This is a genomic window from Pseudomonas bharatica CSV86 (assembly GCF_000319305.2).
GTDB lineage: Bacteria > Pseudomonadota > Gammaproteobacteria > Pseudomonadales > Pseudomonadaceae > Aquipseudomonas > Aquipseudomonas bharatica.
Window position 1 is genome coordinate 186859 of record NZ_AMWJ02000007.1, and the last position, 13623, is coordinate 200481.

The following is a 13623-nucleotide window of genomic DNA, read 5'->3' on the forward strand; positions in this document are numbered from 1 at the left end:
GAATGCGCGGCCTACTTATCCCCAGCCTGCCGCCACCATGACCGATTCCCGCACCACCGCCCCTGCCCACGTCGCCATTATCGGCGGCGGCCCCGCCGGCCTGATGGCGGCCGAAGTCCTGGCCCTGGCCGGAGTCCGGATCGATCTGTACGACGCCATGCCTTCGGTGGGGCGCAAGTTCCTCCTGGCCGGGGTGGGCGGGATGAATATCACCCACTCCGAAGCCTACTCGGATTTCGTCTCCCGTTACGCCGAGCGCAGCGGCGAGATCGGCGCGTTGCTACAGGGCTTCGATGCCGATGCCTTGCGGGAGTGGATTCATGGGTTGGGGATAACGACCTTCGTCGGTACGTCGGGTCGGGTTTTTCCCACCGACATGAAGGCCGCACCGCTATTGCGTGCCTGGCTCAAGCGCCTGCGCGACGCCGGAGTAGTTATCCACACCAGGCACCGCTGGCTCGGATGGAACGACGAAGGCGCGCTGCGGATTGGTTATCCACAGGGTGAACTGGCGATCCGGCCCGACGCCACGATCCTCGCCCTCGGCGGTGGCAGCTGGGCACGCCTGGGCTCGGACGGCGCCTGGCTACCCTGGCTGACCGAACGGGGCGTGGACATCGCTCCATTGCAGGCAGCCAACAGCGGCTTCGAGGTCGCAGCCTGGAGCGATCTGCTCAAGCAGAAATTCGCCGGCGCACCGTTGAAGAACATCGCCTTGAGCCTGCCGGGGCAGGCACTGCGACTGGGCGAGTTCGTCCTGACCGAAGGCGGGGTGGAAGGCAGCCTGGTCTATGCCTGGTCGGCGCAGATTCGCGAAACCATCAACCGTGACGGCCAGGCCACGTTGTTGCTGGACCTGCTGCCGAACAAGGCTGTGGACAAGATTGCTGCCGCGTTGAGCAAGCCGCGTGGGTCGCGGTCGATGGCGAAACATCTTCACGGGCAACTGGGGCTCGACGGGGTGAAGGCCTCGCTGCTGCGCGAGCTGACCGGCCCGGAGGTATTCGCCGATCCGCAGAAGCTGGCGGCGGCGATCAAGGCCCTGCCCATCGTACTGGTGCGTGCGCGACCGCTGGATGAGGCGATCAGTACCGCTGGCGGGGTGCGCTTCGAGGCGATGGACGAAGGGTTGATGCTCAAGCAGGTGCCAGGGGTGTTCTGTGCCGGGGAGATGCTGGACTGGGAGGCGCCTACCGGGGGATATCTGCTGACGGCCTGTTTTGCCAGTGGCAAGAGGGCCGGGTTGGCGGTGCTGGAGTGGCTTGGCAGGGATTGATGGGTTGCCTTCACTGGCCCTATCGCTGGCAAGCCAGCGATTAGGCCATTACAGGCGACAGAAGACCTCAGGGCTTGCGCTTTTTCGGCCCGGTATTGAACGACGGTACCTTGCGCACCGCCTTGGCCGGCGCCACCGGTGCGTCACCGCTGTCCATCCAGCGTCCCAGGCTACCCTTGGCTCCGCCCGCCTTGGGCTTCTTCGGTTTTTTCGGCTTCTTCAGGATCTGCCCGCTGGCATCGGTCACCGGCACCCGGTGATCCGGCTCGAAGCCCGGCTCGTCATGGCGCGGCAGGGTCTTGCGGGTCAGGGTCTCGATCGCCGAGAGCAACTGCACTTCGTCGGCACATACCAGGGAAATCGCTTCACCGGTATTTCCCGCCCGGCCAGTACGACCGATACGGTGGACATAGTCCTCGGCCACGATCGGCAGGTCGAAGTTGACCACCAGCGGCAAATCATCGATATCCAGCCCCCGCGCCGCCACATCGGTGGCCACCAGGATCTGCACTTCCCGCGCCTTGAAGCTGTCCAGCGCACGCTGGCGGGTCGCCTGCGGACGGTCGCCGTGGATGCCGTCGGCATTGATGCCCATGCCAAGCAGACGCTCGACCAGCTGGTCCACGCCGTTGCGGGTCTTGGCGAACACCAGCACCTGGCTCCAGCGCTGCTTGCGCAGCAGATGGCAGAACAGTTCGGCCTTGCGCTTTTTATCCACAGTGACGATCCACTGCTTCACCGTGCTCGCCGTGACGTTGCGCGGGCTGACTTCGACGCTCAGCGGATTGGCGAGCATCTGCCCGGCCATCAGGCGGATCTCGTCGGAGAAGGTGGCGGAGAACAGCAGGGTCTGGCGCTTGACCGGCAAGGCGGCGTAGATCGAACGCAGTTCCTCGGCAAAACCGAGGTCGAGCATGCGGTCGGCTTCGTCCAGCACCAGGGCCTGGAGCTGGTTGAACTTCACCGCGTTCTGGCGGAACAGGTCGAGCAGGCGGCCCGGGGTCGCCACCAGCAGGTCGATACCCTTGCGCAGCTTCATCATCTGCGGGTTGATGCTGACCCCGCCGTACACCGCGTAGGTGCGCAGCGGCAGGTGCTCGGCGTATTCGCGGATGTTCGCGTGAACCTGCTCGGCCAGTTCGCGGGTCGGCACCAGCACCAGGGCGCGCACCGAGTTGGCGGCGACCTGGGCGCCTTCGAGGGTCAGGCGCTGCAGCAGCGGCAAGGCGAAACCGGCAGTCTTGCCGGTGCCGGTCTGGGCTGCGGCCATCAGGTCGCGGCCGGCCAATACGGCCGGGATCGCCTGGGCCTGGACCGGCGTCGGGGTGTTGTAGTTCAGGCCGTCGAGGGCGCGCAGCAGCGGTTCGATCAGGCCGAGTTTGGCGAATGTCATGGAAATACCGTCAGGGGCTTCGTGCAATGGCGCGAAGTCTACCCTGTTCGGCGCCGGATCACCGAGTCCCGGACATCTCGCCCTCGACCACCGGCACCTGCGGCGTCTTGCGCCACTGCGGAATACCGATCAGCACCACGGCGCCGATGATCACCGCCATGGCCAGGCATTCCTCGGCGCCGATCTCTTCACCGGCGAACAGGATCCCCAGCAATACCGCCACCGCCGGGTTGACGTAGGCATAGCTGGTGGCAGCCGCCGGGCGCACATGCTTGAGCAGGTACATGTAGGCGCTGAAGGCGATGATCGAACCGAACACCACCAGGTAGGCCAGCGCGCCCCAGCCAGCGGCGCTGGGCATATGGGTCAGGCGCTCGCCGCTGAAGAAACTGCCGGCCAGCAGGACAACACCGCCCACCAGCATTTCCGCCGCACTGGCCATCGGCCCCTGAGGCAGCGGCAGGCTCTTGCTCCACACCGAACCGAAGGCCCAGGACGCAGCGGCAAACAGGATCAGCGCCGCGCCCATCGGGCTGGCCTGGAGGTTGGAGCCCAGGTTGAGCAAGGCGATACCGACCAGCCCCAGGAAGATCCCGGCCCATTCCAGACGGGTATTGCGATGGCCCCAGAACAGGCCGAAAAGCAAGGTGAACAGCGGCACGGTGGCGACCGCCAGCGCGGCCACACCCGAGGCGACCCCGGCATGCTCGGCCACCGTCACGCCGCCGTTGCCGCAACTGAGCAGGAGGAAACCGATTGCCCCTGCGGCCTTCCATTGCTGCCAGGTCGGCGCCGGCACCCCGCGCCAGCGCAGGAAGCCGTACATCACTCCGCCGGCAATGATGAAGCGCAATCCCGCCATCAGCATCGGCGGCCAGGACTCCACACCGATGCGAATGGCCAGGTAGGTGGAGCCCCAGACCAGGTACAGGGCGAGGAAGGCACCGATCAACATCCAGGGAGAACGACGGGAGGCAGGCATGGAAAGCTCGTATTCGAGTAGTTGTGGCGCTATTTTAAAAAGCTTCACCGGCAAAATTAAGTTTCAAAAAACGCTTATCAGGCACCTGGACTTTCGAAAAAACGGATCTACCAGGCCTTTTCCTTCTTTTTCACAAGATGCCCATGGACAAATACGATCGCATGCTTCTCGCCGCGCTTCTCGACAACGGCCGCGCCTCCTTCGCCCAGCTCGCACGCACGGTCAACCTGTCTGCGCCGGCAGTCGCGGAACGTGTGGCGAAACTCGAGGCCAGCGGAGTAATCACCGGCTACCAGGCGAAAGTGGACATGAGCAAGATCGGCCTGCCGATCCAGTGCGTGATCGAACTGCGCCTGGCCAGCCACGGCAACCAGCAGGCCTATGAGGCGCTGACGCAGATTCCCCAGCTCACCGAATGCCACCGGGTGACCGGTGATCCGTGCGTGATCATGCAGGCAGCGGTGGGCTCGATGCCGGAGCTGGAAGAGTTGATCAACCGGGTGGCGCAGTTCGGCTTCAGCAAGACTTCGATTATCCTCTCCAGCGCCGTGGAGCGGCGGGTGCCCCTGGCGCAGTTGGAGAAGAAGGCCTAGCGGTATCTGACCAGGGTTTCGCGGATCTTCGCGGCGGGGACTTTCTGCAGGCGGCACAGGAAGGCGTGGGACAGCTCCTGGATACCGTGGGTCTGGCGCAGTTCACCGACCAGGTGTTGCAGCAGGTTCGCGGCCATCTCGGCGTCGGCCATGGCCCGGTGCGCGGTGCCGGTGTCAGGCAGGCCCGCCCAGCGGGTCAGGGTACCGAGCTTGTGGTTCGGTGCCGCCGGCAGCAGGCGCCGCGACAACAGCAAGGAACAGGCGAAGGATTGGCTGCGGTTGCGGCCGATGCGACTCAGTTCGTAGTCCCAGAATTTCTGGTCGAAGGCCGCATTGTGCGCCAGCAATGGGGTGTCACCGACGAACTCGGCCACTTCGTTCATCACCCGGTCCACCGGTGGCGCGCTGCGCAGCATGGCGGTGGTGATGCCGGTCAGCCCGGCGACGAAGGCCGGCACCGGCACGCCGGCGTTCATCAGGCTCTGGTAGCGTTCGACGATGCATCCGCGCTCGAGCATCACCACTGCCACCTCGGTGGCGCGGCAGCCGGCGCCAGGGGTGATGCCGGTGGTTTCAAAGTCGATGACAGCGATACGTTCCACGAAAAAACCTCAGTGTTTAAGCAGCAGCGCGCCTTCGATGGGCACATAGCGGGACGCGGCGCGGATCAGCGAATGGGCGGTCAGGCCGGGGACGCCATAGGCCACCGCCTCGACGCCATGGCGCTGGATCACCCGCTCCAGGAGCAGGTCGAAATCACCGTCACCGGAAGCCAGCACCACCCGGTCGACCCGGGGCGCGGCGTCCACCACATCGAGGGTGATGCCCACGTCCCAGTCGCCCTTGGCCGAGCCGTCGGCACGCTGGATGTAGGGCTTGAGCTTCACGGTGAAACCGAGGTTGCGCAGGATCTGCTGGAACTGCTGCTTGGCGTCGCCACGGTCGATGGCGTAGGCAATGGCCTCGACGATCTCGCCGTCACGGCTCACGTCCTTCCAGAAAGCGGCGTAGTTGAAATGGCAGCCATAGGCCTGGCGCACGGTGTAGTAGAGGTTCTGGACATCGACGAACAACGCGATTTTCTTCACTGAACCCCTCCTTCGAGACCGGGCCTTGGGTGGCAAAGGGAGGGAGTATGACATGCCGAGGGGCTTGCAGTGGATTCGAGGGCCTCATCGCTGGCAAGCCAGCTCCCACAGGTTCACCGCCGGCTTCAAACCCAGTGCAGTACCTGTGGATGCCACAAGCTCACCTCTGACCTCAAGAACAATGCTGTACCTGTGGGAGCTGGCTTGCCAGCGATGAGGCCCTCAAGCGCAATGAAGATCCTCAGACGTAATCGTCGTCCGAGAAGAACCCGCCACCATCGTCGCCATAGCTGCCGCTGTCATCCGCCACATAGCGCTGGCTGTCATCATTCCAGCCGCCGCCCTGGTCATTGACCTGGGCCGGCTCTTCCTTGATGACCTCGACGATCTCCTCCGGCTGCGAGTTGTGATGGAACAGGCTGCTGATACCTTGCGCCAGCATCACGCCACCGGCCACGCCGGCTGCAGTCTGCAAGGCGCCGCCAAGGAAACTGCTGGCGCCACTGCGCGCCGGTGCGGCTTGGGGCGCAGGCGGTGCGCCCCAGTTGGATTGCGGCGCCACACCCGGGCCATCGCGCCAGCCACCACCACTCGACGGCGCAGGCGCAGGAGCCGGTGCAGCCGCCGGGCGCGGGCTGGACGACCCGAACAGGCTCGACAGGAACCCGCCGCCGCCCTGTTGCTGCGGGGCCGGTGCGCTAGCGGCTGTCTTGGCCTGCGCCAGCTCGGCCTGGAGCTGGCGATTCTGCTCGTCCATGCGCTTGAGCGCCGCTTCCTGGACCAGGATCGCCTGGGCCATGTAGTAAGGCGCCGCCGCATGCTGCTGAACCAGACTGGCGATATGCGCCTGGGCCTGGGCATCGCGCGGGGCGCCTTCGGCCTCGGCCTGACGCAGCCTGGCGAACAGGCCTTCGATCAGGGTTTGCTCTTCGTGGTTCATGTGGCGACCTCTCTGTAATACGGGTTGCAGTGAAGATTGGGACAAGCATGGCGCTTTCAACCGCACCCGCCCATGAAACTTTGTTCAGGTTCGACCCCTGAGCTAAAGTGACGCCTGCTTTGGACTTCGAAATCGACCCATGAATCCGCTCACCGTTCTGCGCGACTCCCTGTACTTCTTCCGCCGCCACCTGGTCAGCATCGCCGCGCTGTGCCTGCCGCTGGTGATCCTCGAGGCGCTGTGCGTCCAGTTGCTCTACGGCCAACTGGGCAAGGATGCCTCGATGAGCTACGGCCTGCTGGTCGGGCTGCTGTTCTACCCGTTGTACAGCGCTGCGCTGATCCTCTACCTCGATGCCCGCAGCGACGGCCACGAGCCGCTCAAGCGCAACCTGCTGGCCCGCGCCCTGCAATTGTGGCCGTCGTTCGCCCTGCTGGTGGCGCTCAGCTCGCTGCTGATCATGTTCGGCATCTCGCTGTTCATCCTCCCGGGCATCTGGGTGATGACCAACCTGGTGTTCGCCGAATACCTGCTGGTGCTGCGCGGCATGGCCCCGGTCGCGGCCATGCGCGAGAGCTTCCAGATGGTCCGTGGCAACTTCTGGCGCATCCTGGTGTGCATGCTCGGCGTGATGGCGCCGCTGTACCTGTTCAACGGCATCACCCTGGGGCTGCTGCCCGAGGAAGTGAACCCGCTCCTGGAACTGCTGGTCAGTGTGATCAACAGCTTCCTGCAACTGTTCAGCACCGTGGTCCTGTTCCGCCTGTACATGCTGATCAGCGAGGCGCCAGCGGCACGTTCCTGAACCCGGCGACTATGCTCAACCGTCTACCCTGACCCGTGCGAGCCCGATGACCCGACTACTGCGCAACGTCTTGCTGTCCTTGCTGTCGATCACCGTCCTGCTCTGGCTGCTGGCCTTCCAGGCAAGCTGGCGGGCGGAGCCACTGGAAGACCTGCCGGTCGCCTGCGCCGGCCCCGGCCAGGCGCTGCTGCCGGGGCAACCGTTGAAAGTGATGACCTGGAACGTGCAGTACCTGGCGGGCAAGCGCTACGTGTTCTGGTACGACGAGGCCCGCGGCGACGATACCCGCCCCACCGGGGAAGACCTCGCCTTCAGCCTCGATGAAGTCGCCCGGGTCATCCGTGCCGAACAGCCGGATATCGTCCTGCTCCAGGAACTGGACAAGGGCGCCAAGGCCAGCGACTACCAGGACCAGCTTGCCCTCCTGCGCGAACGCCTCGCCGATCTGTATCCCTGTGCCGTGCAGGCCTACGACTGGAAGGCCGAATTCGTGCCGGACGTGCACATCGCCGGAAGTGTCGGGCGAACCTTGGCGACCCTGAGCCGTTATCCGATACAGCGCGCGCAGCGGGTGCAATTGCCGATGGCCCAGGACAATGTCCTTAGCCGCCTGCTCAAGCCGCAACCGGCGGTGCTGGTAAGTTACCTGCCGATGGGCGACGGGCAACTGGCGGTGCTCAACACCCGGCTGTCGAAGCACGAAGCCGGCAGCGATGTACAACTGCGCCAGGTTCAGGCGCTGGAGAAGCTGGTCGATCAGTTCGAACGCCAGGGCACGCCGTGGCTGTTGGGCGGGGATTTCAACCTGGTGCCACTGGGGCAGCATCGCCGGCTCAAGCCCGAGCAACAGCCGCTGTATTCCGCTGATAGCGAACTGCACCTGTTGTGGGACAAGTACCCGATGATTCCGGCGAATGCCGAGGCGACGGGGGCGGATCGGGAGAAGTGGCTGACGCATTTCCCCAATGACCCGCGGCTGGAAGGGCCGGACCGGACGCTGGATTACCTGTTCCATAGTCCGAAACTGCGGCGGTTGGAGGCTGGGGTGTTGCAGCAGGATACCCTGGAGATCTCTGATCATCTGCCGGTGAGTGCCCGGCTTTTATTGCCTGTTCCTCCTCAATCCTGATTTTCGAGCCCTATCGCTGGCAAGCCAGCTCCCACAGGTTCTGTGGGAGCTGGCTTGCCAGCGATGAGGCCCGAAAGAACAACCTCGATTTCAGATCAGTACTGCTGCCCCGGCACCCAACTGGTTCCGGCCAGCGGTACCCGGGCCATCGCCGCCGCTTCCACGGTCAGCGCCACCAGGTCTTCAGGATCGAGGTTGTGCAGGTGCGACTTGCCACAGGCCCGGGCCATGGTCTGCGCTTCCAGCACCAGCACCCGCAGGTAGTTGGCCAGGCGCCGCCCCGCCTCCACCGGATCGAGACGCTTGGACAGTTCCGGATCCTGGGTAGTGATCCCCGCCGGGTCACGTCCGTTCTGCCAGTCGTCGTAGTAACCCGCCGCCGAACCGATCTTCTTCAATTCCTCGTCCAGGCGCGGATGGTTATCGCCCAGCGCCACCAGTGCCGCGGTACCGATGGCCACCGCATCGGCGCCCAGGGCCATGGCCTTGGCCACGTCCGCGCCATTGCGGATACCGCCGGAAACGATCAGTTGGACCTTGCGGTGCATGCCCATTTCCTGCAGCGCCTGCACCGCTTGCGGAATGGCCGGCAGGATCGGAATGCCGACATGCTCGATGAACACTTCCTGGGTCGCCGCGGTACCACCTTGCATGCCATCGAGCACGATCACATCGGCCCCGGCCTTCACCGCCAGCTTGACGTCGTAGTACGGGCGGCTGGCGCCGATCTTGACGTAGATCGGCTTTTCCCAATCGGTGATTTCGCGCAGTTCGGCGATCTTGATCGCCAGGTCGTCCGGGCCGGTCCAGTCCGGGTGACGGCAGGCGCTGCGCTGGTCCACGCCGATCGGCAGGGTGCGCATGCCGGCCACGCGCTCGGTGACCTTCATGCCCAGCAGCATGCCGCCGCCGCCCGGCTTGGCGCCCTGGCCGAGGACGATCTCGATGGCATCGGCCTTGCGCAGGTCATCCGGATTCATGCCGTAGCGCGACGGCAGGTACTGGTACACCAGATGCTGCGACTGGCCACGCTCCTCCGGGGTCATGCCGCCGTCGCCGGTGGTGGTGCTGGTACCGGCGATGCTGGCGCCACGACCCAGGGCTTCCTTGGCGTTGGCCGACAGCGCGCCGAAGCTCATGCCGGCGATGGTCACCGGAATCTTCAGGTGGATCGGCTTCTTCGCGAAGCGGGTGCCGAGCACTACGTCGGTACCGCACTTCTCGCGATAGCCTTCCAGCGGGTAACGGGACACCGAGGCGCCGAGCAGCAGCAGGTCGTCGAAGTGCGGCAGCTTGCGCTTGGTGCCGCCACCGCGGATGTCATAGATGCCGGTTTCGGCGGCGCGCTGGATTTCCTGGATGGTCAGGCGATCGAAGGTGGCCGATTCGCGCAGCACGGGAGTGTTCTTTTCGCTCATGTGAATGTCCTCGCCGCGGATCAGTACGCGGATGCGTTATCGACTTTGAAGTTGTACAGCTGGCGGGCCGAGCCGTAGCGCTTGAAGCTGGCCGGGTCTTCGGGGAAGCCGGCGCGGTTGAGCAGTTCGGCCAGTTCGGCCAGGTGCTCGGCGCGCATTTCCTTCTCGATGCAGTCCGAGCCCAGCGACTTGACCTCGCCCTTGACGTAGATGCGGGTCTCGTACAGCGAGTCGCCCAGGGCGTCGCCGGCATCGCCGCACACCACAAGGCGCCCGGCCTGGGCCATGAAGCAGCTCATATGGCCGATGCTGCCACCGACCACGATGTCCACGCCTTTCATGGAAATCCCGCAGCGGGCGCCGGCATCGCCTTCGATCACCAGCAGCCCGCCATGGGCGGTGGCGCCGGCAGCCTGGGACGCGCTGCCCTTGACCCGCACCGAGCCGGACATCATGTTTTCCGCGACGCCCACGCCAACGTTGCCGTGCACGGTGATACTGGCCTTCTGGTTCATCCCGGCGCAGTAGTAACCGGCATGCCCCTGGATATCGATGCTGACGGCCTGGTTCAGGCCGACCGCCAGGTTGTGCTTGCCGTCCGGGTGGGTCACAACCCACTCGCGGTCCTGCACCTCGCCGTGCAAGGTCTGGTTCAGTTCACGCACCGAGGCGCTGGACAGGTCGATGGTTTTCATATGGATGCTCCTCAGGCACGTTCCCAGATGTACATGGTGGCGGGTTCGGGTTCCCACACTTTGGCTTTGTCGATGCCCGGCAGGCTGGCCAGGGCCTGGTACTCGGAGGCCATGGCGACGTAGTCGTCGGTTTCGGCGAGGATCGCCGGCTTGCAGGCGATCGGGTCGCGGATCACGGCAAAGCCGTTGCGGGTGCCGATGGCGAAGGTGAAGAAGCCGTCGAGGTCTTCGAGGGACTTGTCCAGCGCTTCCTTGAGGCTGTCGCCCTGGCGCAGGCGCCAGGTCAGGTAGCCGGCGGCGACCTCGGTATCGTTGTCGGTTTCGAAGGTGATGCCTTCGCGCTTGAGTTCCTGGCGCAGGCGGAAGTGGTTGGAGAGCGAGCCGTTGTGCACCAGGCACAGGTCGGCGCCGGTGGAGAACGGGTGGCTGCCTTCCATGGTCACCGCGCTTTCGGTGGCCATGCGGGTGTGACCGATAATGTGGCTGCCCTTCATGCCCGCCAGGCCGAAGCGCTCGGAGATTTCCCGCGGCAGGCCCATGCCCTTGAGGATCTCGATGCTCTGGCCGGCGCTCATGATGCGTACGTCGGGGGCCAGTTCGGCGAGCGCGGCGCGTACCGGCTCCTCGGCGCTGTGGGCCTTGAGCACGGCGGCACTGGCATTCTGGAACCAGTCCAGCGAGCAGCCGAGACGGCCTTCCAGTTCGCCCATCAGGGCCTTCCAGTCGAAGCTGGTATCAGCGGCCTGCAGGGTCAGCTTGACCCAGCCATCGGCCACTTCATCACCGTAGATGGCAAAGCCGGCGCTGTCCGGACCGCGATCGGTCATGGCTTCGAGCATCGGTTCGAACAGTTTGCCGAGCTGGCCTTCGAGCTCGGGCTTCTTCAGGTACAGACCTACGATTCCGCACATGGCGTTGTCTCCTTGGGGCAGATGAATCGGGAATTCGGTAATCAGAAAAATTCGGTGTAGCGCTGGATCTCCCAGTCGGAGACGTGACGGCTGTATTCCACCCATTCCATGCGCTTCTGGCGGATGAACTCGTCGACGATCTCGGCGCCCAGCACCTCGCGGAACAGCGGGTTGGCGGCCAGGGCGTCGGTGGCTTCCTTGAGCGATTGCGGCAGGGTCTTGATGCCGCGGGCAGCGATTTCCTCGAGGCTGAGGGAGTAGAGGTTCTCGTTGCAGACGAAGTCCGGCTCAAGCTGGCGCTCGATGCCGTCGAGGCCGGCGGCGATGATCGCGGCGGTCACCAGGTACGGGTTGCAGCCGGCATCGGGCAGGCGGAATTCGAGGCGGCCATAAGGCACGCGGACCATGGCCGAGCGGTTGTTGGCGCCGAAGGCGACGAAGGCCGGGGCCCAGGTCGAGCCGGACAGCGAGCGGCCGACGACCAGGCGCTTGTAGGAGTTCACGGTCGGCGCGGCGAAGGCACACAGGGCCGGGCCGTGGGCCAGCAGGCCGGCGGCGAAGTGGTAGGCCAGCTTCGACAGGCCCATGCCGCTCGGGTCGCTGGCGTCATGGAACAGGTTCTTGTTGCTGGCGCTGGCGATCGACAGGTGGAAGTGCATGCCGTTGCCGGCGCGCTTGGGGTCGGGCTTGGGCATGAACGAGCAGATCATGCCCATGTCGTTGGCGATCTCGCCGGCGGCCATGCGGAAGAAGGTGAAGCGGTCCGCCGATTCCATGGCGTCGCTGTAGGTGTAGTTGATCTCGAACTGGCCGTTGGCGTCCTCGTGGTCGATCTGGTAGATGTCGAAGCCCACCGGTTGCAGGGCTTCGGTCAGGCGTTCGAGGAATTCGCGGGAACGGGACAGGCCCTTGTAGTCGTAGCAGGGCTTGTCGAGGTTATCGGAGGCGTCCACCAGTTGCAGCTTGCCGCCGGCATCGCGGCGGAACAGGCTGAATTCGGGTTCCAGGCCGGTGTTCAGGGTCCAGCCCTTGGCTTTCAGGCGCTCGACCTGCTGTTGCAGGACATAGCGGGTGTCATACGGCCAGGGCTCGCCGTTGACATGGCCGATGCAGACGATGCGCCCGTAGCCTGGCTGCCAGGGCACCGGAATCAGGGTGGAGAGATCGCCACGGGCCATGAAGTCCGGGCCGTGGGGTTCCATGCCCATGCCGCAGATGGCGAAACCGGCAAAGCCGGCGCCATCCTCGGCGACCGCCTTGAGGCCGGTGACCGGGACGGACTTTGTCTTCGCGGCGCCATGGATATCGACGAACTGGGCCAGCACGTACTTGATGCCGTGCTGTTCGATGATGCGCTGCGTTTCAACTGGCAACATGGGTCTTCACTCCTGAAAAGGGCAAGGCGGTCGAATAAGGCAGGAGAACAAGGTTCGGGTGAGGCTGATTCCAACAAGGAAATTTAGTTTCCTGACAGGAATGCAAGGCGCTTGCCAGTTTTCAAGACACAGGAAGAAATGGCCCCGGCGTTGCACCGGCCTGCTGTTTATATGGGAAACTCTCTTTCATCCGAGGAAAGTCCCGACCATCACTCACGCCAGGTCGGGATTTTTTGCACTTTCTCAGTGCGAAATTAATTTTCCTGAACCGAAAACAAGCAGGATCGACCGACCGTGACCACCGAGAACCCACCCCGCCTTCGCCTGGAGCAGTACCTGGGCATGCAGATACGTCGCGAGCGCCAGGCGCAGGAACTGAAGCTGGCGGATGTCGCGCGCATCGCCGGAATCAGCCAGGGCATGCTGAGCAAGATCGAGAACGCCCAGGTGTCCACCAGCCTGGATATCCTCAGCCGCCTGTGCGACGTGCTGGGCATGCCCATGTCCAAGCTGTTCAGCCAGTACGACCAGCCCGATGGCAGCGCAATCCTGGTCAAGAGCGGCGAGGGCCTGGAAGTGGTAAGGCGCGGGACCGAGAAAGGCCATACCTATCACCTGCTCAACCACACCCGCGGGCCGAAAAAGAACTTCGAGGCGTACATGGTGACCATGGACGATGCGAGTGAGGAGTTCCCCACCTTCGCCCACCCGGGCACCGAGTTCCTGCATCTGCTGGAGGGCGAACTGGTGTACCGGCATGGCAACCAGCTGTACCCCATGCAGGCCGGCGACAGCCTGACCTTCGACGGCGATGTGCCCCATGGGCCGGAGAAACTGGTGCAGGTGCCGATCAGGTTGTTGTCGATCATGAACTATGGGAATGACTGAAGTTCTCTAGTGCTCTTCAGGGCCTCATCGCTGGCAACCCAGCTCCCACAGGCTGCTCGGATCCCTGTGGGAGCTGGCTTGCCAGCGATAGGGCCCTGAGCCCCACCACAAACATCCCCTGCCCTTCAG

The 13623-nt window shown here is 64.5% G+C and carries 14 protein-coding genes; 5 read left to right on the forward strand and 9 right to left on the reverse strand.

Features of this window, described 5'->3' with window-relative positions; all coding sequences use genetic code 11:
• The first annotated feature begins 37 nt into the window (after nucleotides 1-37).
• Nucleotides 38-1276, forward strand: coding sequence for a TIGR03862 family flavoprotein (locus tag CSV86_RS30375; protein ID WP_009394894.1), 1239 nt, complete (start codon nucleotides 38-40; stop codon nucleotides 1274-1276).
• A 67-nt stretch (nucleotides 1277-1343) separates the two neighbouring features.
• Here CSV86_RS30375 and rhlE1 read toward each other — a convergent pair whose 3' ends face one another.
• Both rhlE1 and yedA read right to left on the reverse strand, forming a co-directional pair.
• Nucleotides 1344-2669 carry an RNA helicase RhlE1 gene (gene rhlE1, locus CSV86_RS30380; protein WP_009394895.1) on the reverse strand — a complete coding sequence of 442 codons (1326 nt, stop codon included), beginning with the start codon at nucleotides 2667-2669 and terminating at the stop codon, nucleotides 1344-1346.
• 58 nt (nucleotides 2670-2727) lie between these two features.
• On the reverse strand, nucleotides 2728-3651 hold the full coding sequence (gene yedA, locus CSV86_RS30385; protein WP_037058608.1) for a drug/metabolite exporter YedA: 924 nt from the start codon (nucleotides 3649-3651) through the stop codon (nucleotides 2728-2730).
• A 143-nt stretch (nucleotides 3652-3794) separates the two neighbouring features.
• Here yedA and CSV86_RS30390 point away from each other — a divergent pair, with 143 nt between their 5' ends.
• Complete coding sequence (locus CSV86_RS30390; RefSeq protein ID WP_009394899.1) at nucleotides 3795-4244, forward strand: Lrp/AsnC family transcriptional regulator; 450 nt, start codon at nucleotides 3795-3797, stop codon at nucleotides 4242-4244.
• Here the strand turns inward: CSV86_RS30390 and CSV86_RS30395 are convergent.
• The 3 genes from CSV86_RS30395 to CSV86_RS30405 all read right to left on the reverse strand — a co-directional run bounded on the left by CSV86_RS30395 (nucleotide 4241) and on the right by CSV86_RS30405 (nucleotide 6272).
• A complete protein-coding gene (locus CSV86_RS30395; protein WP_009394902.1) occupies nucleotides 4241-4846 on the reverse strand; it encodes a 3'-5' exonuclease in 606 nt (201 codons plus the stop codon). The genes CSV86_RS30390 and CSV86_RS30395 overlap by 4 nt on opposite strands.
• Before the next feature lie 9 nt (nucleotides 4847-4855).
• Complete coding sequence (locus CSV86_RS30400) at nucleotides 4856-5386, reverse strand: LabA-like NYN domain-containing protein (protein ID WP_170395326.1); 531 nt, start codon at nucleotides 5384-5386, stop codon at nucleotides 4856-4858.
• Between the two features lie 187 nt (nucleotides 5387-5573).
• On the reverse strand, nucleotides 5574-6272 hold the full coding sequence (locus CSV86_RS30405; RefSeq protein WP_009394906.1) for a DUF2076 domain-containing protein: 699 nt from the start codon (nucleotides 6270-6272) through the stop codon (nucleotides 5574-5576).
• 139 nt (nucleotides 6273-6411) lie between these two features.
• On the opposite strand from CSV86_RS30405, the gene CSV86_RS30410 reads away from it, so the two are divergent.
• Nucleotides 6412-7077: a DUF7847 domain-containing protein gene (locus tag CSV86_RS30410; RefSeq protein WP_009394909.1), complete on the forward strand. Its 666-nt coding sequence runs from the start codon at nucleotides 6412-6414 to the stop codon at nucleotides 7075-7077.
• 46 nt (nucleotides 7078-7123) lie between these two features.
• On the forward strand, nucleotides 7124-8206 hold the full coding sequence (locus tag CSV86_RS30415) for an endonuclease/exonuclease/phosphatase family protein (protein WP_009394910.1): 1083 nt from the start codon (nucleotides 7124-7126) through the stop codon (nucleotides 8204-8206).
• A gap of 95 nt (nucleotides 8207-8301) precedes the next feature.
• Here CSV86_RS30415 and CSV86_RS30420 read toward each other — a convergent pair whose 3' ends face one another.
• The 4 genes from CSV86_RS30420 to glnT are packed head-to-tail and all read right to left on the reverse strand — an operon-like array spanning nucleotide 8302 to nucleotide 12606.
• Nucleotides 8302-9624 (reverse strand): FMN-binding glutamate synthase family protein, encoded by a 1323-nt coding sequence (locus CSV86_RS30420; RefSeq protein ID WP_009394911.1) that lies wholly within the window; start codon nucleotides 9622-9624, stop codon nucleotides 8302-8304.
• A gap of 20 nt (nucleotides 9625-9644) precedes the next feature.
• The gene (locus CSV86_RS30425; RefSeq protein ID WP_009394912.1) at nucleotides 9645-10319 is read right to left on the reverse strand and encodes a GltB/FmdC/FwdC-like GXGXG domain-containing protein; all 675 of its coding nucleotides are present in this window, start codon (nucleotides 10317-10319) and stop codon (nucleotides 9645-9647) included.
• A gap of 11 nt (nucleotides 10320-10330) precedes the next feature.
• Entirely contained in the window at nucleotides 10331-11230 is a 900-nt protein-coding gene (locus tag CSV86_RS30430; RefSeq protein WP_009394914.1) for a class II glutamine amidotransferase, read from the reverse strand.
• A 41-nt stretch (nucleotides 11231-11271) separates the two neighbouring features.
• Nucleotides 11272-12606, reverse strand: coding sequence for a type III glutamate--ammonia ligase (gene glnT, locus CSV86_RS30435; RefSeq protein ID WP_009394916.1), 1335 nt, complete (start codon nucleotides 12604-12606; stop codon nucleotides 11272-11274).
• Nucleotides 12607-12900: 294 nt separating this feature from the next.
• Between glnT and CSV86_RS30440 the strand changes: the two genes are divergently transcribed.
• A complete protein-coding gene (locus CSV86_RS30440) occupies nucleotides 12901-13494 on the forward strand; it encodes a helix-turn-helix domain-containing protein (RefSeq protein WP_009394917.1) in 594 nt (197 codons plus the stop codon).
• Nucleotides 13495-13623 lie beyond the last annotated feature (129 nt).